Consider the following 22,132-nt stretch of genomic DNA (forward strand, 5'->3'; position numbering starts at 1 on the left):
CGTCACTTCCACTTCACTTCATTTCTACCGCGCTCGACCGGATAGCGGCGCGGCCATCTCGACGGACGCCGCGCGCGCCGTCGGCAATCCGGCCACTTTTGACTCCCGGCAGGGGAAGACCGGAGTATGCACGAGGGGCGACTCGCGGTCGATATCGAGACGGCCAGCCCGAACGGCCCGCCGAGCGACTTCCGCAACACCGACGACTTCGAGTTGGTCGCGGTCGGTCTGGGCCACCGCGTCGGCGGCGCCACCGACGCCGACACCGAGGTCGAAGTCGAGGTGCTCCTCCGCGACGGCGACTGGTCGCTGGAACACACGTCCGACCTCCTTCGGCGGGTCGTCGAGTGGTGCGAGGCCCGCGGGGGGCGCGTCGTCACGTACAACGGCGAGTACTTCGACGAACACCACCTCCGCGCGTGGGCCGACCGCGTCGCCGACGCCGGCGTCTGGGCGGACGCGCCGCGCCGAGTCGACGCGCTGTTCGCCGACCACGTCGACCTCGGGGAGCTCGCCGCCGAGGCGTACCCGGAGGCGGTCCGTCCGAACCGCGACATCCCGGCGCTGTGGAAGGCGTGCAAGGAAGCCGGCGTCGACCAGCCGACCGTCTGGTACGACGACTACGACCTCCCGGCGGGCTATCTCGAACGCCTCGGCGTCGAGGACGCCCACGTCAAGGGGGCGCACGTCGGCGAGGCGCTGGGCGAGGCGTACGTCGAGGGCGTCGTCGCGGGGCTCGACCACACGCGGACGCACGCCGAGCTCACTCGACTCCTCGTCGACTACGCCGCCGGCGACATCGAGCCGCTGTTTTCGCTCCACGACGCGCTCCGCCGGGCCGGCGCGAGCGCGGACTGAGTCGTCTCACCCTCGCCGACCCGGGTCGAGGCCGTCGATTACCCACGGGGGCGTGTCCTGTCTCGCGGCAAACGTTTAGCCGCCGGCAGTCGTAGCCCGTGGTATGAACGACCTCGAACCGGCGGCCGCCGTCGAAGAGGCGCTCCGCGGTAACGGCATCAGCGTCGAGTCAGTCTCGCTCGACGACCCCGTCTCACTGACCTATCTCACGGCGTTCCCGGACGTCGAGCCCGACCACGGGGAGGTCGGCCGCGCGGTCACCGCCTTCCTCGACCTCTCCCGCGACGACGAGTTCGACCCGAGGACCGTCGAGGCGACGGTGCTCCGAAGCGAGGGCGACGTGCAGGCGACGTGGACGCTCGAAGCCGACTGGATTCGCGCGTACAACGACTACGCGCTGGACGACGAGGAACTGTCTCAACGCGTCCTCGACAGCCTCTACGAGGGGGGCGACGCGTGAGCGCGTGGCGGCACCGCGGTGAGCCGCCCGCCGCGCGCGGCCCGCGCCGGCCCTCGCACTTCGAGTACTCGCGCGTCTCGCTGACGTTCGACAGCGAGGGGACGAACTGCGCGGGCTGGCTCTACCGCCCCGACGGCGTCGAGTCGCCGCCGGTGGTCGTCATGGCCGGCGAGCTCGCGGCGGAGCGTCGCTTCGGCCTCCGCCCCTACGCCGAGCGGCTGGCCGAGGCGGGCTACGCGGCGTTCCTCTTCGACTACCGCAACACCGGCGACTCCGACGGCGAGCCTCGGAACCTCGTCGCGCCCGACGCGCAGGTGGCCGACTGGCACGCCGCGCTCTCCGGCCTCCGCGAGCGCGACGAGGTGGACTCGCGCTCGCTCGTGCTCTGGGGCGCGGGCCTCTCCGGCGGCTACGCGCTCCGCGCGGCGGCCGAGGACGGTCGCGTCGCCGCCGCCGTCGCCCAAAATCCGATGCTCGACGGGACGGCCGTCACGCGGGGCCGCGGCGTCAAAGGCACGCTCGCCGCACTCGCCGCCGGCGTCCGCGACAGACTCCAGTCGCGGTTCTTTGGCCCGTATCGCGTCCCCGTCATCGGCGACGGCTCGTCGATGGCCGTCTTCGAGGACCCCGGCGTGCGCGCCGCCTACCGCGAGCTCGTGCCGCCGGGGAGCGCGTGGCGCGACGAGACGCCCGCGCGGCTGTTCCTCTCGTTGCTCCGCTACCGGGCGCTTCCCGACCCGGAGGCGGTCACCTGCCCGACGCTCCTCGTTTCGGGGACGCGCGACGACCTCGCGCCCGCCGACGCGGTGGCTGACCTCGCCGACGAGCTTCCGGACGCGACGCTGGTCGAACTCCCCGCGGGTCACTTCGACCACTACGACCGGGCGTTCGAACAGACGTTCGGCCACCTCCTGTCGTTCCTCCGAACGGTTCGCTGACGGGAGTCGTCAACGCGTTGAATCCTCGCGCGAACCATTATGTCCTCACCCGGCGTATACTGCATAGAAATGTCCACATCCACCCGTCTCGTCTCGTTCTTACTCGTCGTCGCGCTCGTCGCGGGGACCGCGTCCGCGCCGGCGTTCGCACAGGAGTCGGAGACGCCGAGCGACGCTGACACACAACGGCTTCTCGAAGAGGGGGTCGCGCTGTACAACGACAACATCGAAGAGTTAGACGTCTCGTTCGCCCGGAGTCTCGTCGCGGGGCGAACGGTGAACGTCTACGTCGAAGACGGGGGCGAGACCCGGGTGTTCTCGGCGTCGGTGCGAGACGACATGCGAATCGAAGACCTGTCGACCGGCCCCGACAGCGAGGCGTCGACCCGCATCACGACTGACCGAGGGACGCTCGAAACCATCGCCGAGTCGCCGGAGCCGATGTCCGAGGTGCGAAGCGCCCTCTCCGACGACCGCATCCGCGTCAACGGCGAGCGCGGACACCCCGTCGACCAGATCGTCTGGACCGTCGCCAACACGTTCAAGGGCTTCTTCCTCTGAACCCGTCCCGAACGCCGTCCGAATCCGTCTTTTTTCCGGCCCTCGCGTCGTCGCGTCCGTAACCCACTTTGCCGCCTTCCCCGTCTCTCCGTCGATGACGTTCACGCGCACGGTCGAACTCGACGGCCATATCATCGACTCGGGGATGATGCAACAGGCCATGGGCATCGTGATGGACCTCGACGGCGACTTCGACGTCGAGCAGTTCGACGTCGGCCGGCAGAAAGACGAGCCCTCCTACTGCCGGATGTCGGTGACCGCGGACGACCGCGAGACGCTCCAGGAGATACTGCACGAACTCCACCAAATCGGCGCGAACCTCACGGACCCCGTCGACGCCCGCGTCGAGGCCTCGCCGGCCGACCGGGTCGTCCCCGTGGGCTTTTACTCGACGACGAACCACCCGACCGACGTTCGGTATCAAGGCGAGTGGCTCCCGGTCGAGGACATCGAGATGGACTGCGCGATAGTTATCGAGGAGACCGACGACGGCCCGCGGGCCTCCACGAAGGTCCTCAACGGCATCGAGGAGGGCGACCTCGTCGTCACCGACGAGGCGGGCATTCGCGTCAAGCCGCCGGAACGGCCCCGCGACGCCTCCGGCCCCTTCGGGTTCATGCAGGGCGGCGTCTCCTCGGAGCGCCCCTCGGAGTCGCTCATCGGCGAGGTGGCCGACGCGCTCCGCGAGACCAAAGCCGACGGCGGGAACGTCCTCGTCGTCGCGGGGCCGGCGCTCATCCACTCGGGCGGCGGCGACGCCCTCGCCGAACTCGTCCGCGAGGGCTACGTGGACATGATTTCGGCCGGAAACGGCTTCGCCACCCACGACATCGAACGCGGGCTGTACGGCACCTCCCTCGGGATGGACATGGAGACGATGGAACACCCCCGAAAGGGCCACAAACACCACATCTACACCATCAGCGAGGTCATCCGCGCCGGCGGCATCGCCGAGGCGGTCGAGGAGGGGCTCATCGAATCGGGCGTGATGTACGAGTGCGTGAAACACGACGTGCCGTACGTCCTCGCGGGGTCGATTCGGGACGACGGCCCGTTGCCGGACACCATCACCGACACCATCGAGGCGCAGAACGCCATCCGCGAGCAGGCCCACCGCGCCGACATGGTGCTGATGCTCTCGACGCTCCTGCACTCTGTCGCCGTCGGCAACTGCCTGCCGTCGACGGCCAAGACCGTCTGCGTGGACATCAACCCCGCGACCGTCACGCAACTGCTGGACCGCGGCTCCTCGCAGGCCATCGGCATGGTCACGGACATCGGGACGTTCGTGCCGACGCTGGCCGAGAAGGTGCTCGAAGCCGACGGCGAGAACTGACTGGGTCGCCCCTTGTTCCGCCGCGCCGCCGCGTCGCGCCGTCTGACGTGTCTATTATGACCCCGGGTGGTCTCCCGTGTTCTGTATGCAACCCAACGCAGTGCGAGTGCTCCTCGCCGCGGTCATGGTTCTCCTCGCCGGGTGCGGGGGCGGCGTCGGCGGCGACGCCACGACCGCGACCGAACCGGCGACGGACGCGACAGACGTGACGACGGCCGCCGGCGGCGATTCGGCCGACCAGAACGGCGACGCCGCCGCCGAGCGGACCACCGTTACGTTCAACGGAACGTGGGACCAGCGGTACCGAACCGGGCAGTACTACCGCTACGACATCGAGAGTCCGAGTATCGACGGCACCGCGACCTACGAGTGGGAAGTCGTCTCCGCGACCGACGACGAGGTGACGGTCCGAACGAAACTGGTCACGCCCAACGCGACGAGCGAACAGACCGTGACCGCGCCGCCGGACGAGGTGTACGGCGAACTCGCCGGAAGCCCGTCGGGGTCGGTGGCCACCCTCGGGTTCGATTCGCCGTACTACAGCGGGGTTGAAGGCGAGACCCTCAGCGTCGGCGACAGCTGGGAGTCCTCGGGCCCCAACGGGACCGTGAGCTTCGAAGTCGAGGCGCTCTCGACCTACGCCGGCCTCGAATGTGCGGAGTTCGTCGTCCGGACGAACGGGAGCGTCTTCTGGGAGAGCTGTGTCACCCCGGAGAGCCCGCTTCCGGGCTACGTGGCGTTCTACGAGGAGGAAGGCGACGAGACGCCGGCGTTCGAGATGGAACTCGTCGAGTATCGAAGCGGGAACTGAGTCGGTCGGGAGCGCCGTTTCGGGCGGTCAGACCGTTTCCAGCGGGACGACCGCCATCGGGATGTTCGAGTGCAACAGGACGTCCTGTGCCGTGCTCCCGAAGACGATTTTCGAGGTCGGATTGCGCTTTCGGACGCCGATGACGATTTCGTCGGCGTCCTGTTCGTCGGCACATCGGAGGATGTCGTCGGCGGGGTCGTTGCCGCGGATGTACTGGTGCGTTTCCACGTCCACGAGGTCGCCGAGTCGGGAGGTCACGACGTTCAGCGCGTCCTCGCCGTCGCGGACGTCCTCGCTGTCGGTCTCGTCGCCGCCGCGGTGGGAGTTGACGACGTGGAGCACGTCACCGGCGTCGATTCGCCGCGAGAGGTAGTCGCAGACTTCGGCGCTCGTGTGGACCGAGTTCGTCCCGATAACGTATGTTGCCATGCCACATATCGCTACGCCGTCCTATAAAAATCCACGCCCGACCACGCTCGTCAGGCCCGCTTCATCATCGCCAGCACGTCGTCTCTCGTCATCGCTTTCCCGTGTTCGTCGTGGGCGTGTTCCTGAATCACTTTCACCACCTCGTTTCTGTTCTCGGAGGTCACGCTGAACCCGCACGAACACGTCGCCTGTTGCATCGCCTTCGACATAACAAGAGAGATACGCGCTCCGAGGGCAAAGCGTGTGTTCACACTTACCATGACACTCCCGGTGGCGGGCGGGTCCCCCACTGCCGTGGCGTCTCGGTCGCGTCGGCCGCTCTCCGGACCCGTCGGGGACAAAACATATACCGGATCGTAAATGTCAGTCGGGTATGGAAAGAAACGCCCTCCTCACCGCCGGGGCGGTCGGCGTCGTCGTCGTGGCGCTCGTCGCCGCCGCCGTCGTTCCGGGGGTCGTCGCGGACCCGACCGACGACGGCCCCGTCCGTCCCGGCCCGGTGGACGTCGCCGGGGTCTCCATCGCCGCCGGGCAGGCGACCGGCGAGACGGTCACCCTCGAAATCGAGACGCGAATCGACCACCGAGGCAACCCGACGGAGAACGTGAGCGTCCTCGTCCGCGCCGTCGACGCCGAGTCGGGACTGCTGACGACGACGCAGGAACTCGACGTGGGAACGCTCTCCAAAGACGGTGAGACGGCGGCGACGACCAACCTCACGGTGCCCCGCGAGGGCGGCTACGACGTCGAGGTCGTCCTCTACAGCGACGACGAGCGGGTCGACGAGGCGCGAAAGAGCGTCCGCGGCGTCTCGGCCATCAAGCCGCCGTACCTCCGGTCGACCACCTCGTTCACCGACAGCGAGGCGCTCCCGCCCGTCTCCTTCGCCATCGCGGAGACCGGCGAGGACCGGACGACGCTCGACCTGACGGCGACGCTGACGAACGCCGGCGACGACCCGGCCGAGGAGCTCTCGGTGCTGTTCGTCCTCCGGCAGGCCGAGTCCAACATCGTCGCCTCCCGGACGACGGTCGACGCGGGGACCATCGAGGCCGGTCGGACCGAGACGGTGGACGCGTCGGCGAGCGTCCCGAACGACTACAACTACTACATCGACGCCGTGTTGCTCCGCGACGGGGTCGTCATCGACACCGCCCGCGGCGCGGCGAACCTGAACCCAACGAGGACGATTAGCGTGAACCAGACCAGAGAGGACGTGGAACTCCGCGTCGAAGACTTCGAGAACGGCGACGGCGGCGACGCGCCGCGAGAAACCGGCTACGAGCCGACCGAGACCTCCTCGGCGGCACCGGGCTTCGGCCCGCTCGTGGCGGTCGTGGGACTGCTCGCGGCCGTCTTCGTCGCCCGGAGGTGGTCGAAATGAGCGACGAGATGCGGACGGACGGAGACCGGTCTTCGACTGACGAGACGCGGGCGACGGACGACGAGGAAACCGAGAACCGCGAGTTCGCGGAGCGGATGCGCCGCTACCTCGACTACGCGGTGCTCGCGGGACTGCTGTTGCTCGCGCTCATCGCGGCGCTCCAGTTCTACCTCAACGCCAGCCAGACCATCACGACGTGGGTGAACCCCGAGTACCGCGCGCCGTTTCAGGCGGCGTTCAACCTCGTGTTGCTCCTCGGGGCGGCGCTCGGCGTCTCCGTTCAGCTTCGCCGGCTGACGAGCGACTGAGCGGTCCGCGCTACCTCTCACCACGCATACAGTTTTCAGGCCGCCGCCCGAGTCGTTGGCTATGAACTTCCTCTTCGTGTCGGCGGACGCCGCGCTCATCACCGACCTCGCGTGGCAGGTCCACAGGGAGGGCCACGACGTGCGGTACTACATCGAGGCCGAGCGGGACAGGGAAATCGGCGACGGCTTCGTCACGAAGACCGACGACTGGCGCGCGGAGGTCGACTGGGCCGACGTCATCGTCTTCGACGACATCTGGGTCGGCTCCGACATCGGAACCGGCGCGCTGGCACAGGAGCTCCGCGAGGAGGGACACGCCGTCGTCGGCGGGACGCCGAACACCGACCGCCTCGAAGAGGACCGCGGCTACGCCATGGACGTACTGGAGTCCCACGGCGTGGACACGGTCGAACAGCGCGTCTTCCGCGACTTCGACGAGGGAATCGAGTACGTCCGGCGGAACCGCGCCCCCTACGTCATCAAACCGCTGGGCGAGGTCCAGAACGTCAAGCGACTCCTCTACGTCGGCAACGAAGAGGACGGGAGCGACGTGGTCGAGGTGCTCCGCGCGTACAAGCAGGCGTGGGGCCACCGGATGAAGGGCTTTCAGCTCCAGCGGAAGGTCGAGGGCGTCGAAATCGCGGTCTGCGGCTTCTTCAACGGCGAGAAGTTCGTCGACTCGGTGAACTTCAACTTCGAGCACAAGAAGCTGTTTCCGGGCAACATCGGCCCCTCGACCGGCGAGATGGGAACGTCGATGTTCTGGGCCGGGCGGAACCGGCTGTTCGAGGAGACGCTGGGCCGGCTCGAACCGTGGCTCGCCGAGGAGGGCTACGTCGGGAGCATCGACATCAACTGCATCGTCAACGAACACGGCATCTACCCGCTGGAGTTCACCCCGCGGTTCGGCTACCCGACGATTACGCTCCAAGAGGAGTCCTTCGAGTCGTCGACCGCGCAGTTCTTCTACGACCTCGCCCACGGCAACGACCCCGACCTCTCGGTCCACGGCGGCTACCAAATCGCGGTCCGCATCGTCCTACCGCCGTTCCCCTTCAACGACGAGAAGACCTACGACGAGAACTCGCGGAACGCGGCGGTCGTCTTCGAGACCGACAGCCGCGAGGGCGTACACATCGAGGACGCGAAACTCGTCGACGGGCAGTGGCGCGCCGCCGGCGAGAGCGGCATCCCGCTCGTCGTCACCGGGAAGGGCGAGACGATGCAGGAGGCGAGAAGACAGGCGTACGACCGCGTCGACGACATCGTCATCCCGAACCTGTACTACCGCGACGACATCGGCGAGCGGTGGATAAGCGGCGACGGCGACCGACTGCTCGCGTGGGGCTACCTCGGCCCGGCGAGCGAATGAGAGACTAGTTGAGCGCCAGCCACGCGGCGAAGACGGCGAGGCCGCCGACGGCGGTGCTCAGCGCGGCGTGGAACCTGAGGCGGTCGAGAATCGCGTGAGCGTGGCCGTCTTCGACAGACAGCAGTTCGTGAATCTCGCTTCCGATTTCACAGCGCGGGAGGAAGTCCATGGCGACGTGGAGGAACACGCCGGAGGCGAAGCCGAAGACGAGGCCGCGGAAGGCGTCGGTAGCGGGGAGCGACACGGCGCTGGAGACGATGGCGGCGATGCCGAGGCCCGCCGCGGGAAGAAGCAGGGGAGCGACCGACTTGTCCTGTCCCGAGAGCCGGCGGGCGGCGGCGTAGCCGGCCGGCCCCTTGTGGGAGACGATGGCGAGGCCGAGGCCGACGCCCACGTCGATGTTCCCGTAGACGATACCGATAATCGCGCCCGCGGAGACGGCGTGCGCCGAGAGTTCGGTCACGGTGCGGTCCACGGGGAACTCCATGTGGGCGAAGCGGTGGCCGACGGTGTGGGCGGCGAAGCCCGCGAGGATGCCGAAGGCGATGCCGAAGCCGCCGAACTGGGTGTGGTGGCCGAGCGCCTGCGGGACCAGAAACACCGCGGCGCTCGTCACCATCGCGCCGCTGGCGAGGCCGTAGCCCCAGACGAGTCCCTCGGCGTGTTCGGTCCGGCTCCGCGCCCCGAGGGGCGCGGCGAGCGCCATCGCGCCGAAGGCGGCCCACGAGACGATAAGGAGGTTCCACGCCCCGGCGCTCGCGGCGTATCCGGAGAGCGCGACGAGCGCCACGACGCTCCCCACGCCGATGGCCGTCGAACGGTTCATATTATGAACGAACTGGTTCGGATTAATAAGGGGCGCGGTTCCGGCGGAACGCGGGGTCGAAACGCGACGGGACCTCAGCGCGTCGCCCGCTTCCACGCTTTGAGGTCCGCGACGTCGCCGTCGAACTCGGCGGGGTCGGCGTCGGTCGCCGCCCAGACGAACAGGCCGGCCACGTCGTCGGGGTCGCGGCCCTGTCCGCCGGTGAGGTCGGTGGCGACGAGGCCGGGGTCGACGACCGTCACGGTTCGGTCGCAGTCGGCGGCGAACTGCCGAACGAGCGCCTCGGCGGCCGCCTTCGAGACGGCGTACGCGCCCATCCCCGGCTTCGCCTCGCGGGCGACGGAGCCGGAGGGGACGAGGATTCGCCCGTCGTCGGCCATGTGCGGGAGCGCCTCTTTGACCGCCGCGAAGACGCCGCGGACGTTGGTTCGGAGGGTGTCGTCGAACGCCGCGTAGGACTCCTCGGGCGCGGGCATCTCGCCGGGCGTCCCGTGGGCGACGGCGGCGTTGGCGACGACCACGTCGATTCGCCCGCCGGCGCGGGCCGCCGTCTCCATCAGGCGCTCCATGTCGAGTTCGTCGCGCACGTCGGCGCGGACGGCGCTGGCGGTCCCGCCGTCGCTCTCGATGTCGTCGACGACCGACTGGAGGGCGTCGGCGTCGCGAGCGCAGGCGACGACCGTCGCGCCGGCGCGACCGAGGGCGCGCGCGACCGCCGCGCCGATTCCCGAACTCGCACCCGTGACCACCACGGTGGTGTCGTTCATGCGGGGCCGTAAGGAGGGACCGAGCCTAAAGCTACCCCCCGACGGCGGTCGATTCGGTCAGTCGATTTATGTCCTCTACGTCCTTACGAACGGACATGAATTCTGTCTCGGCTCTCGACTCTCTCGCCGGGGAGTCCGTCGTCGTCATCGGCGGCGGGTTCGGCGGCCTCTCGACGGCGTGCTATCTCGCCGACGCCGGCGCCGACGTGACGCTGTTGGAGAAGAACGAACAGCTCGGCGGCCGAGCCAGCACGCTCGAACGCGACGGCTTCCGGTTCGACATGGGGCCGTCGTGGTATCTCATGCCCGACGTGTTCGAGCGATTCTTCGCCTACTTCGGCAAGCGGCCCGAGGACTACTACGGGCTGACCCGACTCGACCCGCACTACCGCATCTTCTTCAAGGACGGCGACCGCGTCGATATGCTCCCCGACCTCGCGGCCAACAAGGCCACCTTCGAGTCGTACGAACCCGGCGCGGGCGACAGGCTCGACGACTACCTCCGGAAGGCCGAGCGGAACTACCGCATCGGGATGGAACACTTCGTCTACACCGACCGCCCGGACCTCACCGACTACATCGACCTCGACGTGTTCCGGTACTCGTGGGGGCTGTCGCTCGTCGGGTCGATGCAGGACCACGTCGAGAACTACTTCGACCACCCGAAGCTCCAGCAGATAATGCAGTACACGCTGGTGTTCCTCGGCGGCGCGCCGAACAACACCCCGGCGCTCTACAACCTCATGAGCCACGTGGACTTCAACATGGGCGTCTACTACCCCGACGGCGGCCTCGCGGGCGTCGTCGACGCCATCGTCGACCTCGCCGAGGAGTTGGGCGTCGAGTTCCACACCGACTCGCCCGTGGCCGAAATCGCCGGTCGCCGCGGCGGGTTCGCCGTCCGCACCGAGGACGGCCGGGAGTTCCTCTGCGACCAGGTCGTCTCCGACGCCGACTACGCCCACACCGAACAGGAGCTCCTCCCGGAGAAAAAGCGCCAGTACGACGCCGACTACTGGGACTCCCGGACGTACGCCCCCTCGGCGTTCCTGCTGTACCTCGGCGTCGAGGGCGACGTGGACGAACTCGCCCACCACACGCTCGTGTTACCCACCGACTGGGACGACCACTTCGAGACGATATTCGACGACCCCGCGTGGCCCGACGACCCCGCGTACTACCTCTGTGTCCCCTCGGAGACCGACGACTCGGTCGCGCCGGAGGGCCACAGCAACCTCTTCGCGCTCGTCCCCATCGCGGCCGGACTGGAGGACACGCCCGAACAGCGCGAGCGCTACCGTGACCTCGTCCTCGACGACATCGCCGAGAACACCGGCGTCGACCTGCGCGACAGAATCGTCGTCGAGGAGTCGTTCTGCGTGAACGACTTCAAGGAGCGATACAACAGCACGCAGGGCACCGCGCTCGGGCTCGCGCACACGCTGTTCCAGACGGCGCTCCTCCGCCCACCCCACGGCTCCGACGCGGTCGACGGCCTCTACTTCACCGGCTCGTTCACCACGCCGGGCATCGGCGTCCCGATGTGTCTCATCAGCGGCCAGCTCACCGCCGAGGAGATGGCCGACGACGCGAGGTGAGCGCCGACATGGCCGCACAGACCGAGGCCGGAGAGGGTGGAGACGGCGGTCTGCGTGACCGCCTCGTCTACCTCGCGGTCCTCTCACGCCCCCGATTCTGGCTCTACCTCGCCGGGCCCGTCGTCGTCGGCGTCGCGGCCGCCGCGAGCGCCCCGGCCGACCTGTTCGGCCTCGAACCCCTCGCCCTGTTCGCGTACTTCCTCGTCCCCGCGAACGTCTTTCTCTACGGCGTCAACGACGTGTTCGACGCCGACGTGGACGCGGCGAACCCGAAGAAAGACGACCGCGAGGCCCGGTGGCGCGGCGACCCGGTAAACACCGCCGTCGTCGCCGCGAGCGGCCTGCTCGGCGTCGGCCTGTTCGCCCTCGTCCCGCGGGTCGCGTGGCCGTGGCTCGCCGCGCACTTCTTCCTCGCCGTCGAGTACAGCGCCCCGCCGCTTCGGTTCAAGACGACGCCGCTTCTCGACTCTGTGTCGAACGGGCTGTACGTCCTGCCGGGCGTCGCCGCCTACGCGGCCGTCTCGGGGTCGAACCCGCCGATGCTCGCTGTCGTGGGCGCGTGGCTCTGGACGATGGGGATGCACACGTTCTCCGCGATTCCCGACATCGAACCCGACCGCGAGGCCGGCATTCGGACGACCGCGACGGCCCTCGGCGAGCGCCGGACCTACTGGTACTGCGCCGCGACGTGGGCGCTCGCCGCCGTCGCCTTCGCCGCGGTCGACCTCCGCCTCGGCGCGCTGTTGGCGGCCTATCCGGTCGTCGTCCTCGGCGTCGTCGCCGCCGGCGTCGACGTGGACCGGGCGTACTGGTGGTACCCCGTCATCAACACCGTCGTCGGCATGCTCATCACCCTCGGGGCGCTCTGGAGGCTCGTCTATGGGTGAACGCGAGTCCCCGGAGGTGCGCCCGTGAGCGTGAGCGACCTGCGAGCGCGCCTGCCGTCCACACGGGACGACGCCGAGGACGCGCTCGACCGACTCGTGCGCGACAACCGCTTTACCATCTCGGTGTTCTTCCCGCTGAACGGTGCGGTGCTCCTCGTCGCCAGCGCGATGGGGTGGCTCCCCGACCCGCTGGCGTTCAACGCGTTTCTCATCCTCCTCGGGACGCTCGTGATGCGCTCGCCGCTCATCGTGGGCGTCCTCCCGCTCGTGACCCGGCGGGCCGCCCTCGGCGTCGGCGCGCTCACCGCGTACGCCTACGCCATCGAGTACACCGGCGTCACCACGGGCTGGCCGTACGGCTGGTTCCACTACGGCGTCGACCTCGGACCGACGGTCGCCGGGGTTCCCGTCGGGCTACCGGTGTTTTTCATCCCGCTCGTGATGAACGCCTACCTGCTGTGTCTGCTCCTGTTGGGCGACCGCGCCCGCAACGGGGCCGTCCGCCTCGGCGTCGTCATCGCGGCCGTCCTCGCCATGGACGTGGTGCTCGACCCCGGCGCGGTCGCGCTCGGCTTCTGGGAGTACTACCGCCTCGCCGACGGAGCGCGCCTGTTCTACGGCGTCCCGCTTTCGAACTACGCCGGCTGGGTCGTCAGCGCGACCGTCGCCGTCGTCGCGCTCGACTGGTCGTTCGACCGCGAGGCGCTTCTCGCCCGCCTCGACCGCACGGAGTTCATGCTCGACGACCTCGTGAGCTTCGTCATCCTCTGGGGCGGCATCAACGCGTGGTTCGGCAACTGGATTCCCGTCGCGGTCGCGGCGCTGTTCGGCGTCGGACTGCTCAAGACGGACCGGTTCGACTCGCGGCTCCTGCGGCTTCCGCGGCGGTTGCCGTGGCGGTCCTGAGCGTCGGTGTGCTCCAGCGTCAGTTCTCAGTCCGACTCGACGCCGCGACGCCGGCCCCGGTAGGCCGCGCCGAGTCGCTCCCACTTGAGCAGACCGAAGCCGAGGAGGACGAGCCCGAAGCCGAGGAGCGTGGCCGCGGTCACGGGCTCCGCGAACAGGAGCCAACTGTACACCGCCCCGAAGCCGGCGATGGCGTAGGTGACGAGGTTGAGTTCGACCGAGCCGAGGCGCGGGAGAAGCGAGAAGTACAGCAGGTAACAGACCGCGCTCGCAAAGACGCCGAGGTAGACGAGGCCCGCGAGGCCCGCGAGCGACACGTCGACCACCGCCAGCGATTCGGTCGGGCTCGCGGCGCTGGCGAGGTGGGTCGCGGCGGCCCCGACGACCATCGCCCACGCGGTCTGGGCGGCGAACGGCATCTCGGCGTCGATTCGCTGAGTGAGCACGCCGCCGAGCGCGAAGGAGGCCGCGGCGAGCACCAGTATCGCCTGCCCCGCGGCGTTCGCACCGAGGAGGTTCGACGGCTCCGGGTCGGTGATGACGACCAACCCGAGGAAGCCGACGGCGACGCCGAGGAGTTCGACCGGGCCGAACCGCTCGTCGGGGAGAAGCGGCTTCGCGAAGCCGACGGTCAGTATCGGAATCAGCCCCGCGAGCACCGACGCGACCGCGCTCGGGACGGTCTGCTGGCCGACGTTCTGGAGGACGCTGTAGCCCGCGAGCGACAGGAGGCCGGCCAGGGCGACGACCGTCCAGTCGCGGCTCGTTCGGGGTCGCCAGTAGTCGGTTCGCCACCCCGCGTACAGCAACAGGAGCGCCGCCCCGATGTCGAGCCGGAGCGCGGCGTACAGAATCGGCGGGAACGACCCCAGACCGAGCGTCACCGCGGGGTAGGTCCCGCCCCACAGCGCGGCCAAGAGGACGAACAGGGCGGCGGTCCGATACCGACCGGCGAGGGACGACTCACCGACCATGGTGGAGCGTCAGCCCGCGAGAGGGAGGCGTGTCGTCGTCGATTGCGATAGTTCGGGGCGATGCCTCGGGTGCGAACCTCGTCCGGTCGCCGGTCGAACGCGATGCGTCGGCGCGTACGCTCATCACCGAAACCGACGCCTGCGACCTCGGAGAACCTGCGGGTTAGTATGCTAACGTTCGTCGCCGCCGCCCGCGTTCGGCCGGTCGGTGTCGAGGCCGGCGAGCGCCGAGACGGCGGCTCCGAGGAGCTTCCGCTCCGCGCGGCGGAGCGTCTTCGAGATGGCCACGTCGGAGACGCCGCACCGCTCGCCGAGGGAGGCGAGCGACTCGTTTCGCGGCGTCTCGTAGTAGCCGTGTTCGACCGCGGTCCGGAGCACCCGGGCCTCCGTTTCGGTGAGACGCTCACAGCCGTCGAGGAGCGTCGCCGCCTCGTGGAAGTGCCGGAAGACGTCGGGCGCGACCGAGTCGTCGAGCGGCGTCTGCTCGACGACGGTGAGTTCGTAGCGGCGGTCGAGCGAGTCGAGTGTCGCGGCCGCGGCGTGAGGGTCGGCGAACCCGAGGTGCCACCGCTCCCAGCCGTCTCTGTCGCGGAAGGGCGCGATGACCGCGCCGCCGTGGGCGAGGACCGTTTCGATGGCGACGGTCTCTTCGAGCACCACGTGAGCGGTCGCGTGCGAGCCGCGCTTCCGCTTCAGTTCGAAATAGCTGACGCCGTCGGCGTCTCTGAGCGCTCGAATGCCGGCTTCCAACTGCGAGCGCCCCGGCGACGAGGCCTCGACCCAGAGGTCGCACCGACCCGTCTCGGGCGAGAGATTCCAGTACGGCGTGGTAAGTGTCACGTCGTGCGCGGCGGTCACCCGTCCCAGCGGACAGTTTAACCGGGTGTCGAGGGTGACGCGATGCATGCGGTAGGCTCCGCCGGCCACTCAGTAAACGGTTTCGTGGAAAACCCCGTGTCGCTCAGTCCGACCCCCAGCGGCTCAGCGACCGGAGCCACCCGGAGACGCGTCCACTGCGCCGCGAGCGGCCGACCGGCGTCGAACCGGGGCCGAACTCCGCGTCGAGTTCCTCGTCGTCGGGGTAGGGAACGACGCTGACGGCCTTGAACACGGCCACGGGGTCGCGCCAGACGGCCCAGTACGCCGCGGTCTTCGCGAGGAGCGCGAGCTTCCGCCCGAGGCCGAGTTCGGGCGTCGCCGTGAGGGTGTCGTAGTCGAGCTTTCGAATCGACCGGTGGTGGTCGGCGTACAGCACCGCCGAGAGCAACACCGGGAACTGGCAGTCCGCCGGGAGATACTCGATGCCGGCGACGCCGTCGCGGTACAGCGACTCCGTTCGGCGGAGTTCGTCGCGCATCACGTCGGCGACGCGCTCGTCGAACTCGAGGGCGAGAATCTGTTCGGTGTCGACGCCGTGGCGGTCCAGCGTCGTCCGCGGGAGGTAGACCCGATCGCGCTCGACCACGTCTTCGCCCACGTCGCGGAGGAAGTTCGACATCTGAAACGCCTGCCCGAGCGCCGTCGCGTGCGGGAGCGCCGCCTCGGGGTCGTCGGGCCGCATGACGGCGGTCATCATTCGGCCGACCGCCGAGGCCGACCCGTCCATGTACGCCTCTAACTCCTCGTAGCTCTCGTAGCGGTCCTTCTCGATGTCCGACTCCATGGCGTCGATGAAGACGTGCACGTCGTCGGGGTCGATGCCGTAGCGCTCTCTGAGTTCGGCGAACGCCGACAGGACGGGGTCGTCGGTCTCCGCCTCGCCGAGCGCCTCGGCGCGGAGGCGCTCGAGGCGCTCGCGCTGTTTTGCCGGTGGCGCGGTCTGCTCGGCGTCGACGACCTCGTCGGCGACGCGGAAGAACGCGTACAGGACGTACGTGGCGTGTCTGACGCGCTCGGGAAGGAGCCGCGTCGCGAAGTAAAACGTCTTTCCCGTCCGCTGTTGGATGTCTTTTCCCGCCTCGACCTGTGATTCGTTGAGCATCGTTTCGTGTGCGTGGCCGCGTCCGTCTCGGGACCAACTGAGCTGACCGGTGAGGACGGCCGTTAGTTCGGTCGCCGCCGACATAACGCTTCGTGCCGCCGTGAAATCAACCCGCGAACCCGCCGACTTCGCGGCGGTCCCGTTTCGGGCGTCTTCTGTCAGGTTTCGTTACCAGAACGTGTCGCTACAGTCGTAGACGACCCCGTGTTCCGGGCAGACGTACTTGCAGTGGCGGTGGTCCATCGATGTGCCGCAGAAGGGGCAGGGTCTACCCTTCGGGGATTCGATGGCGCACGCGTTCCGTCCGGCGTCGTCGTCCATACGAGTTTTCGTAGGACGCGACCGACATATCCCTTACTGCCGTCGGCGGGGTCCTCAGTCGGCTCGCCTCGTTCGGCCCAGTGGCGAGGTGGACTCGGCACGTCCGAACTCGACCCGGATTTGGTACGGAACTGGAACAACGCTCATGTGCGGTCGTCGCCGAGTCGAACTCGTCGCGTCGAACGGCACCCGCGAGAATAATACCGCGCTCGACCAATCAGTCAAACGAACAGTCGATGGAGAAGGCGCTCTGGTATCTGCTCACGGCGACCCGCGGCGGCGAGAACCGCGTCCGCATCATCCGCGTCCTCTCGGAGCGCCCGCAGAACGCGAACCGCCTCGCCGACGAACTCGACGTGGGCTACAAGACCGTCAGACACCACCTCGACGCCCTCGAATCCCACGGGGTCGTCGAGGCCGGCGGCGACAAGTACGGGCGACTGTACTTCCTCACAGACCAGTTCGAACGGTACCGCGACACCTTCGAAGAAATCGCGACACACCTCGATTGATATGGCAATGGACACCCAAATCATGGCGGCGAGCGCCCTCTCGGGCGTGAATATCGTCTTCCTCGCGGCGCTAACCGCCGTGTGGATTCGCAACTACCGGACGTTCCGCACCTCACTCGTCCTCGGCCTGCTCGCGTTCGCCGTCGTCATGCTCGTCGAGAACGCCGTCGCGCTCTACTTCTTTGTCACGATGCAAAGCCTCTACTCCGGCGACCCCCACGTCCAGCAGGCCGTGTTGGTCCTCCGCGGCCTCCAACTCGTCGCGCTGGCGTTCCTGACCTACGTGACGGTCCGGTGAGCGTTCCGGCGGTGTCGCACGCGCCGGACCCGTCCCGCTCGCACCCCGCCCGAATTTGGTACTGACTCGACCCCGATTCGTCACGGAGTCGCCCCGAATCTCGAAAAATTGCCTTTAGCCCGCCTCGCGTCCTCGTTCTCGTGGCTCCGACCACACGTGAGACCAATGACTGAGACGACGACTGAGGCGACGACGAACCTGACGACACCGACGACGAGACGAACCGTCCTCGGACTGACCGGCGCGGGCGTGCTGACTGCCCTCGCCGGCTGTCTGGGGAGCGCGAGCCTTCCGGGCCAATCGGCCGGAAACGGGACCAACGGGAACGACCAGTCGGCGAGGACCTACCGCGTGACGGTGGCGAACCTGACGACCGGACAGCCGTTCACCCCGCCGGCGGTGGTCGCCCACCGCGCCGGCGTGGAACTGTTCGCCGTCGGCGACCCGGCGAGCGACGCCATCAGGGAACTCGCCGAGAACGGGAACCTCGGCCCGCTCGGCGAACTGGCCGAGGAGAGCGATGACGTTCGGGGCGTCACGGTCGCCGACGCGCCGCTCGTCCCCGAAGAGCTTCCGGCGAGCGAGACGTTCCCCGCGGCCGCGACGCTCGAACTGGAGACCGACGCCAGCGGCGCGTACCTCTCGTTCGTCAGCATGCTCATCGGCACGAACGACGGCTTCGCCGGCCTCGACACCGTCCCGCTCCCCGAGCGGGTCAACGAGTCGCGGTCGTACTTCGCGGCCAGCTACGACGCCGGAACCGAAGTCAACACCGAGGCGTACGCCGACATGGTCCCCCCTGCACAGGCCCTCTACGGCATCGACTCCGGCACCGAGGGGACCGGCGCGAGCGACCCGGACCTCGCCGAGGGAGGAGTCGTCACTCCCCACGCCGGCATCGTCGGCGACGGCGACCTCGACCCCGCGGTTTACGGCTGGGACGACCCCGTCGCGCTGGTTCAGGTCGAGCGACTCGACTGAGTCGGCCGAACCCCGCTTTTCGACCCGCGGCCACGTCGCTCACGGGTCACAAACGGCGTTAGAGAACGAAAGCCCGAGGCGTGGACGCCGTCGGAAGCGAACGACCGGGGGCGGTCGTCCGATGAAACCACGTAGCGTACCACGCGGCGAGTGCGGGGCCTCGACCGCGCGATGCTGTCGCAACTGCGTCTACCCGTTGTCGGAGCGTGTTGAACCGCTCTGGTGGTGTGGTGGTGGTGGGTGGGTGGGGGGCATTCGGTCGGTGAGAGACCGACGCGAACGGGAGGGTCTCTGACAACGGCGAATACCAGTTCGTTATCACCTGTCAAAGCTGTACCGGTGGTTCGGGAACTGCATCGCCGGAGACGAACCGAGCCGGATTCACCCGTGAGGCGGCGTGTCGCCGCTCGTGCAGTCGGTCACTCGTCGCCGTCCCCGAACTTCGCGTACGGGCTCCGGTGAGTGTTCCGAATCAGGTCCTCGTCGGAGACGCGGAGGCCCAACTCGTCTAACTCCTCGCCGATTCGGCTGAGGTCGTCGCCGTCGACGCCGATGGCCCGGACCATGACGTTCCGCTCGCCGGTCATCACCTCCTGTACTTCGACGACGCCGGGGACCGCGGCGGCGGCCTCGGCCAACTCCTCGCGCTCCGGAATCGGGGCCGTACAGACGATGAGCGTGTACAGCTGGTAGCCCGCGCGCTCGTAGTCCACGTCGGCGTGGTAGCCGCGGAGGACCCCGTCGGCCTCGAGCCGCTGGATGCGGTTCCGGACGGTGCTCGCCGAGGCGTCGAGTTCGTCGGCGATGTCGGTCGACGACGTGCGGCGCGCCTCCGCCTGTAACGTGTACAGTATCTGTCTGTCCAGCGCGTCGAGTTCTCGACTCGTCATTCGTCCGCCCGTCTGTCGCCCGCGACATTAACTTTCCCGGCGTTATTGTCAGAACCGCAGTTCAAACTGGATATTAATCGACTCCCGATAACTGACTACATACATCAGCGGACGGCCGATGCTTTCTAACGGGTCGAGCGCCAACGGGCGTACCACCGACACAGATGAACCCAACAGAGATTGGCATACGCCTCGTCGCGGGGGCGTTACTCATCCTCACGAACGGTTTCTTCGTCGCCATCGAGTTCGCGCTGACCCGCGCGCGGCAGTTCACCGAGTCCGAGTTCGTCGACGGCGACTCCCGACTCGAACGGGCCTGGGAGATGACCCAAGAGCTCGAACTGTATCTCACGACCTGTCAGGTCGGAATCACGGCGTCGAGCATCGCCGTCGGTATCGTCGCCGAACCCGCGCTGGCGGCGCTGTTCGAACCGCTACTCGAACCGATTTTCGCCGGGACGACGCTCGCGACCGTCGGGGCCGGCGCGCTCATCGCCTACCTGATTATCAACCTCCTGCACCTCACCCACGGCGAGCAGACGCCGACGTACCTCGGCGTCGAACGCTCCCGCATGGTCTGTCGCTACGGGGCGACGCCGCTCCACTGGTTCTACGTCGCCATCTCGCCCATCATCAAGTTCGGCGACTGGGTCGCCAAGTGGACGCTCAAGCTCTTCGGCATCGAGATGTCGGGCGCGTGGCTCGAAACCGAGACCGACGTCATCGAGTCCCGCGGCCAACTCCGCGAGCGCCTGCACTCCCTGCTCGAAGAGGGCGAACTCCCCGAGGAGCGCCGCGACGAGGTGCTCAACGCGCTCGACGTGGACGAACTCTCCATCAGCGAAATCATGATTCCCAGCGACGACATCGTCGCGCTCTCGACGGCGGCGACGCCCGGCGAGAACTTCGACCGGATTCGAAACACCCCCCACACCCGCTTCCCGCTCGTCGGCGACTCGTTCACCGACTTCCGCGGCGTCGTCTACGCGCCCTCCATCATCGACAACTTCGAGGCGCTCCGCGCCGGCGAGCGCTCGTTCGAAGAAATCGCCGCGCCGACGATGACGCTCGCCGCCGACACGAACGTCAGCGACGCGTTCGACCAGTTCCAAGCCGAAGACCAGGAACTCGCGCTCGTCTTACGAGACGGCGCGGTCGTCGGCCTCCTCACCGCGACCGACGCCCTCGAAGCGGTCATGGGCGAACTCGACGACCCGCTCGACTAACACGGCGGTCGCGGTTTCGGTCCCGTTTTTCCGGGGTTTTCCGGTCGCTAGTCGCGACTCACGACGACCGAAGTCGCCGAGTCGAGCGTGCTCGTGGTGACTCACGGGTGGCTTGGGGCGTGTCGAGTTGGTGCCTGACCGAGGAGTCGGTCTCAACAGACCCAGTACTGACTCGTTTCCGTCGACCCCCCGGGGGGTACGGGGGAATTGAGGGTCGACGGAAACGTTGATGTGAGTTCGCTATGTACAGCCGTCTACCCCCGTGAATTCGGACGGGTTTCAGACGAACCCTTGTGGGATTGAAGCTCCCGCAGTTGGGCGCTCCCCTGTTGCATGAGCGCGTTTCAGACGAACCCTTGTGGGATTGAAGCTCGCTGAAGGGGCGCAGGCCTTTCAGACTCGTCGGTTTCAGACGAACCCTTGTGGGATTGAAGCGAAGAACGATAGGTTTATGTAGATAGCCATACAATAGTTTCAGACGAACCCTTGTGGGATTGAAGCCGGCCCTCCTATCGTACCCCATGCCTGACGATAGCGGTTTCAGACGAACCCTTGTGGGATTGAAGCCTCTACTACCGCTGGGGGTGACGCGAATCGCGGAGGGTTTCAGACGAACCCTTGTGGGATTGAAGCTGTCCACAGTCGGGCGTCTCCCCGTCACTGAACAGGGTTTCAGACGAACCCTTGTGGGATTGAAGCTTGAAAAGATGGAATACGACACCCTGTCGGAGTAGAGAGTTTCAGACGAACCCTTGTGGGATTGAAGCAGTTCCGGGTGGCGACGAGGATGAGCGCGACAATCGCGTTTCAGACGAACCCTTGTGGGATTGAAGCTGGTAATCTATCTGGTCGCCAGCAGACCAGCGGGTTTCAGACGAACCCTTGTGGGATTGAAGCGAACACGAGGATTTAACCCACGATTGTATCCCGTGTCATAGTTTCAGACGAACCCTTGTGGGATTGAAGCGATTCGCGGGACGCTCTTGGCGTGTCCTTCGTGTCTCGTTTCAGACGAACCCTTGTGGGATTGAAGCACACTCCGCGACGAGATAGTGTTTTGGCATTGGGTGGTTTCAGACGAACCCTTGTGGGATTGAAGCGACCGTCGGCGTTCGGTCGGCGTAGTGCCCGGCGCGTTTCAGACGAACCCTTGTGGGATTGAAGCAAGATTAACCAGTACGGCACCGTCACGACCACGAATTGTTTCAGACGAACCCTTGTGGGATTGAAGCGGTGTACGAAGTGCCCGCCACGCGACCGCGTGTCGGTTTCAGACGAACCCTTGTGGGATTGAAGCCACGATAAAGCGGTCGAACGGAAAGAATCGCACGTCGCGTTTCAGACGAACCCTTGTGGGATTGAAGCAGATTCCCCGATTTCAGGTACAGGTCCACGTCTCCGGGTTTCAGACGAACCCTTGTGGGATTGAAGCCCAAGAGCGTCCCCAAGAGCGATAGTGACGAGACCGTTTCAGACGAACCCTTGTGGGATTGAAGCCCGGGGAGGAC

General features: G+C 67.5%; 25 protein-coding genes and 1 CRISPR repeat array (1 of these 26 cut by a window edge). Of the genes, 16 read left to right on the top strand and 9 right to left on the bottom strand.

Annotated elements, in window-relative coordinates:
• The first annotated feature begins 126 nt into the window (after positions 1-126).
• The 6 genes from IEV64_RS01835 (at position 127) to IEV64_RS01860 (ending at position 4,964) form a co-directional block, all read left to right on the top strand.
• Positions 127-858 (top strand): hypothetical protein, encoded by a 732-nt coding sequence (locus IEV64_RS01835; RefSeq protein ID WP_188422984.1) that lies wholly within the window; start codon positions 127-129, stop codon positions 856-858.
• 103 nt (positions 859-961) lie between these two features.
• Positions 962-1,318, top strand: a complete 357-nt coding sequence (locus IEV64_RS01840) for a DUF8159 domain-containing protein (protein WP_004969601.1) — start codon at positions 962-964, stop codon at positions 1,316-1,318.
• On the top strand, positions 1,315-2,256 hold the full coding sequence (locus IEV64_RS01845) for an alpha/beta hydrolase (RefSeq protein WP_188422985.1): 942 nt from the start codon (positions 1,315-1,317) through the stop codon (positions 2,254-2,256). The genes IEV64_RS01840 and IEV64_RS01845 overlap by 4 nt, the downstream gene beginning before the upstream one ends.
• Before the next feature lie 69 nt (positions 2,257-2,325).
• Positions 2,326-2,817 (top strand): hypothetical protein, encoded by a 492-nt coding sequence (locus IEV64_RS01850; protein WP_188422986.1) that lies wholly within the window; start codon positions 2,326-2,328, stop codon positions 2,815-2,817.
• Between the two features lie 94 nt (positions 2,818-2,911).
• Positions 2,912-4,153 (top strand): ornithine cyclodeaminase, nickel-pincer nucleotide-dependent, encoded by a 1,242-nt coding sequence (locus tag IEV64_RS01855; protein ID WP_188422987.1) that lies wholly within the window; start codon positions 2,912-2,914, stop codon positions 4,151-4,153.
• 106 nt (positions 4,154-4,259) lie between these two features.
• Positions 4,260-4,964, top strand: coding sequence for a hypothetical protein (locus IEV64_RS01860; RefSeq protein ID WP_188423256.1), 705 nt, complete (start codon positions 4,260-4,262; stop codon positions 4,962-4,964).
• A gap of 27 nt (positions 4,965-4,991) precedes the next feature.
• Here IEV64_RS01860 and IEV64_RS01865 read toward each other — a convergent pair whose 3' ends face one another.
• Both IEV64_RS01865 and IEV64_RS01870 read right to left on the bottom strand, forming a co-directional pair.
• A complete protein-coding gene (locus IEV64_RS01865) occupies positions 4,992-5,393 on the bottom strand; it encodes a universal stress protein (RefSeq protein WP_007275363.1) in 402 nt (133 codons plus the stop codon).
• Positions 5,394-5,443: 50 nt separating this feature from the next.
• Entirely contained in the window at positions 5,444-5,602 is a 159-nt protein-coding gene (locus IEV64_RS01870; RefSeq protein WP_161618822.1) for a DUF1059 domain-containing protein, read from the bottom strand.
• Positions 5,603-5,766: 164 nt separating this feature from the next.
• Between IEV64_RS01870 and IEV64_RS01875 the strand changes: the two genes are divergently transcribed.
• The 3 genes from IEV64_RS01875 (at position 5,767) to IEV64_RS01885 (ending at position 8,457) form a co-directional block, all read left to right on the top strand.
• Positions 5,767-6,777 carry a DUF7490 domain-containing protein gene (locus IEV64_RS01875; protein ID WP_007275364.1) on the top strand — a complete coding sequence of 337 codons (1,011 nt, stop codon included), beginning with the start codon at positions 5,767-5,769 and terminating at the stop codon, positions 6,775-6,777.
• Positions 6,774-7,085, top strand: a complete 312-nt coding sequence (locus tag IEV64_RS01880) for a DUF8060 family membrane protein (RefSeq protein ID WP_049920569.1) — start codon at positions 6,774-6,776, stop codon at positions 7,083-7,085. The genes IEV64_RS01875 and IEV64_RS01880 overlap by 4 nt, the downstream gene beginning before the upstream one ends.
• A gap of 61 nt (positions 7,086-7,146) precedes the next feature.
• Positions 7,147-8,457 carry a phosphoribosylamine--glycine ligase gene (locus IEV64_RS01885; RefSeq protein ID WP_007275366.1) on the top strand — a complete coding sequence of 437 codons (1,311 nt, stop codon included), beginning with the start codon at positions 7,147-7,149 and terminating at the stop codon, positions 8,455-8,457.
• 4 nt (positions 8,458-8,461) lie between these two features.
• On the opposite strand, the gene IEV64_RS01890 is transcribed toward IEV64_RS01885, so the two are convergent.
• Positions 8,462-9,283: a ZIP family metal transporter gene (locus IEV64_RS01890; RefSeq protein ID WP_188422988.1), complete on the bottom strand. Its 822-nt coding sequence runs from the start codon at positions 9,281-9,283 to the stop codon at positions 8,462-8,464.
• 74 nt (positions 9,284-9,357) lie between these two features.
• Positions 9,358-10,050: an SDR family NAD(P)-dependent oxidoreductase gene (locus IEV64_RS01895; protein ID WP_007275368.1), complete on the bottom strand. Its 693-nt coding sequence runs from the start codon at positions 10,048-10,050 to the stop codon at positions 9,358-9,360.
• Positions 10,051-10,145: 95 nt separating this feature from the next.
• Here IEV64_RS01895 and IEV64_RS01900 point away from each other — a divergent pair, with 95 nt between their 5' ends.
• The 3 genes from IEV64_RS01900 to cruF are packed head-to-tail and all read left to right on the top strand — an operon-like array spanning position 10,146 to position 13,441.
• Entirely contained in the window at positions 10,146-11,648 is a 1,503-nt protein-coding gene (locus IEV64_RS01900; protein WP_007275369.1) for a phytoene desaturase family protein, read from the top strand.
• The gene (locus IEV64_RS01905; RefSeq protein ID WP_188422989.1) at positions 11,645-12,535 is read left to right on the top strand and encodes a prenyltransferase; all 891 of its coding nucleotides are present in this window, start codon (positions 11,645-11,647) and stop codon (positions 12,533-12,535) included. The genes IEV64_RS01900 and IEV64_RS01905 overlap by 4 nt, the downstream gene beginning before the upstream one ends.
• Positions 12,536-12,559: 24 nt before the next feature.
• Positions 12,560-13,441, top strand: coding sequence for a bisanhydrobacterioruberin hydratase (gene cruF, locus IEV64_RS01910; RefSeq protein WP_188422990.1), 882 nt, complete (start codon positions 12,560-12,562; stop codon positions 13,439-13,441).
• A 26-nt stretch (positions 13,442-13,467) separates the two neighbouring features.
• Here cruF and IEV64_RS01915 read toward each other — a convergent pair whose 3' ends face one another.
• The 4 genes from IEV64_RS01915 to IEV64_RS01930 form a co-directional block, all read right to left on the bottom strand.
• The gene (locus tag IEV64_RS01915) at positions 13,468-14,415 is read right to left on the bottom strand and encodes a DMT family transporter (RefSeq protein ID WP_007275372.1); all 948 of its coding nucleotides are present in this window, start codon (positions 14,413-14,415) and stop codon (positions 13,468-13,470) included.
• 171 nt (positions 14,416-14,586) lie between these two features.
• Positions 14,587-15,321 (bottom strand): helix-turn-helix domain-containing protein, encoded by a 735-nt coding sequence (locus IEV64_RS01920; protein ID WP_049920570.1) that lies wholly within the window; start codon positions 15,319-15,321, stop codon positions 14,587-14,589.
• 55 nt (positions 15,322-15,376) lie between these two features.
• Positions 15,377-16,396: a phytoene/squalene synthase family protein gene (locus IEV64_RS01925; RefSeq protein ID WP_049920578.1), complete on the bottom strand. Its 1,020-nt coding sequence runs from the start codon at positions 16,394-16,396 to the stop codon at positions 15,377-15,379.
• 168 nt (positions 16,397-16,564) lie between these two features.
• The gene (locus IEV64_RS01930) at positions 16,565-16,717 is read right to left on the bottom strand and encodes an HVO_2523 family zinc finger protein (protein ID WP_004042510.1); all 153 of its coding nucleotides are present in this window, start codon (positions 16,715-16,717) and stop codon (positions 16,565-16,567) included.
• Positions 16,718-16,953: 236 nt separating this feature from the next.
• Between IEV64_RS01930 and IEV64_RS01935 the strand changes: the two genes are divergently transcribed.
• The 3 genes from IEV64_RS01935 (at position 16,954) to IEV64_RS01945 (ending at position 18,508) form a co-directional block, all read left to right on the top strand.
• Positions 16,954-17,229 carry an ArsR/SmtB family transcription factor gene (locus IEV64_RS01935; RefSeq protein ID WP_007275375.1) on the top strand — a complete coding sequence of 92 codons (276 nt, stop codon included), beginning with the start codon at positions 16,954-16,956 and terminating at the stop codon, positions 17,227-17,229.
• A 1-nt stretch (position 17,230) separates the two neighbouring features.
• Positions 17,231-17,527, top strand: a complete 297-nt coding sequence (locus IEV64_RS01940; RefSeq protein ID WP_049917988.1) for a DUF8036 family membrane protein — start codon at positions 17,231-17,233, stop codon at positions 17,525-17,527.
• Between the two features lie 165 nt (positions 17,528-17,692).
• Entirely contained in the window at positions 17,693-18,508 is an 816-nt protein-coding gene (locus IEV64_RS01945) for a spondin domain-containing protein (RefSeq protein ID WP_007275376.1), read from the top strand.
• A 419-nt stretch (positions 18,509-18,927) separates the two neighbouring features.
• Here the strand turns inward: IEV64_RS01945 and IEV64_RS01950 are convergent, their stop codons facing one another.
• Positions 18,928-19,398 (bottom strand): Lrp/AsnC family transcriptional regulator, encoded by a 471-nt coding sequence (locus tag IEV64_RS01950; RefSeq protein ID WP_188422991.1) that lies wholly within the window; start codon positions 19,396-19,398, stop codon positions 18,928-18,930.
• Positions 19,399-19,562: 164 nt separating this feature from the next.
• Between IEV64_RS01950 and IEV64_RS01955 the strand changes: the two genes are divergently transcribed.
• Entirely contained in the window at positions 19,563-20,624 is a 1,062-nt protein-coding gene (locus IEV64_RS01955; protein ID WP_007275378.1) for a CNNM domain-containing protein, read from the top strand.
• A 276-nt stretch (positions 20,625-20,900) separates the two neighbouring features.
• A CRISPR array of direct repeats spans positions 20,901-22,132; the repeat unit is 30 nt; unit sequence GTTTCAGACGAACCCTTGTGGGATTGAAGC (it continues 2,093 nt past the right edge of the window).

This window comes from Haloferax sulfurifontis (assembly GCF_014635105.1).
In the GTDB taxonomy this organism is placed as follows: Archaea; Halobacteriota; Halobacteria; order Halobacteriales; family Haloferacaceae; genus Haloferax; species Haloferax denitrificans.

Coding starts and splice junctions, on each gene's coding strand:
- IEV64_RS01950 (WP_188422991.1), bottom strand. CDS start 19,398: ATGACGAGTCGAGAACTCGACGCGCTGGACAGACAGATACTGTACACG.
- IEV64_RS01920 (WP_049920570.1), bottom strand. CDS start 15,321: ATGCATCGCGTCACCCTCGACACCCGGTTAAACTGTCCGCTGGGACGG.
- IEV64_RS01875 (WP_007275364.1), top strand. CDS start 5,767: ATGGAAAGAAACGCCCTCCTCACCGCCGGGGCGGTCGGCGTCGTCGTC.
- IEV64_RS01840 (WP_004969601.1), top strand. CDS start 962: ATGAACGACCTCGAACCGGCGGCCGCCGTCGAAGAGGCGCTCCGCGGT.
- IEV64_RS01890 (WP_188422988.1), bottom strand. CDS start 9,283: ATGAACCGTTCGACGGCCATCGGCGTGGGGAGCGTCGTGGCGCTCGTC.
- IEV64_RS01835 (WP_188422984.1), top strand. CDS start 127: ATGCACGAGGGGCGACTCGCGGTCGATATCGAGACGGCCAGCCCGAAC.
- IEV64_RS01870 (WP_161618822.1), bottom strand. CDS start 5,602: ATGTCGAAGGCGATGCAACAGGCGACGTGTTCGTGCGGGTTCAGCGTG.
- IEV64_RS01940 (WP_049917988.1), top strand. CDS start 17,231: ATGGCAATGGACACCCAAATCATGGCGGCGAGCGCCCTCTCGGGCGTG.
- IEV64_RS01955 (WP_007275378.1), top strand. CDS start 19,563: ATGAACCCAACAGAGATTGGCATACGCCTCGTCGCGGGGGCGTTACTC.
- IEV64_RS01900 (WP_007275369.1), top strand. CDS start 10,146: ATGAATTCTGTCTCGGCTCTCGACTCTCTCGCCGGGGAGTCCGTCGTC.
- IEV64_RS01930 (WP_004042510.1), bottom strand. CDS start 16,717: ATGGACGACGACGCCGGACGGAACGCGTGCGCCATCGAATCCCCGAAG.
- IEV64_RS01915 (WP_007275372.1), bottom strand. CDS start 14,415: ATGGTCGGTGAGTCGTCCCTCGCCGGTCGGTATCGGACCGCCGCCCTG.
- IEV64_RS01850 (WP_188422986.1), top strand. CDS start 2,326: ATGTCCACATCCACCCGTCTCGTCTCGTTCTTACTCGTCGTCGCGCTC.
- IEV64_RS01865 (WP_007275363.1), bottom strand. CDS start 5,393: ATGGCAACATACGTTATCGGGACGAACTCGGTCCACACGAGCGCCGAA.
- IEV64_RS01885 (WP_007275366.1), top strand. CDS start 7,147: ATGAACTTCCTCTTCGTGTCGGCGGACGCCGCGCTCATCACCGACCTC.
- IEV64_RS01935 (WP_007275375.1), top strand. CDS start 16,954: ATGGAGAAGGCGCTCTGGTATCTGCTCACGGCGACCCGCGGCGGCGAG.
- IEV64_RS01855 (WP_188422987.1), top strand. CDS start 2,912: ATGACGTTCACGCGCACGGTCGAACTCGACGGCCATATCATCGACTCG.
- IEV64_RS01895 (WP_007275368.1), bottom strand. CDS start 10,050: ATGAACGACACCACCGTGGTGGTCACGGGTGCGAGTTCGGGAATCGGC.
- IEV64_RS01945 (WP_007275376.1), top strand. CDS start 17,693: ATGACTGAGACGACGACTGAGGCGACGACGAACCTGACGACACCGACG.
- IEV64_RS01925 (WP_049920578.1), bottom strand. CDS start 16,396: ATGCTCAACGAATCACAGGTCGAGGCGGGAAAAGACATCCAACAGCGG.
- IEV64_RS01880 (WP_049920569.1), top strand. CDS start 6,774: ATGAGCGACGAGATGCGGACGGACGGAGACCGGTCTTCGACTGACGAG.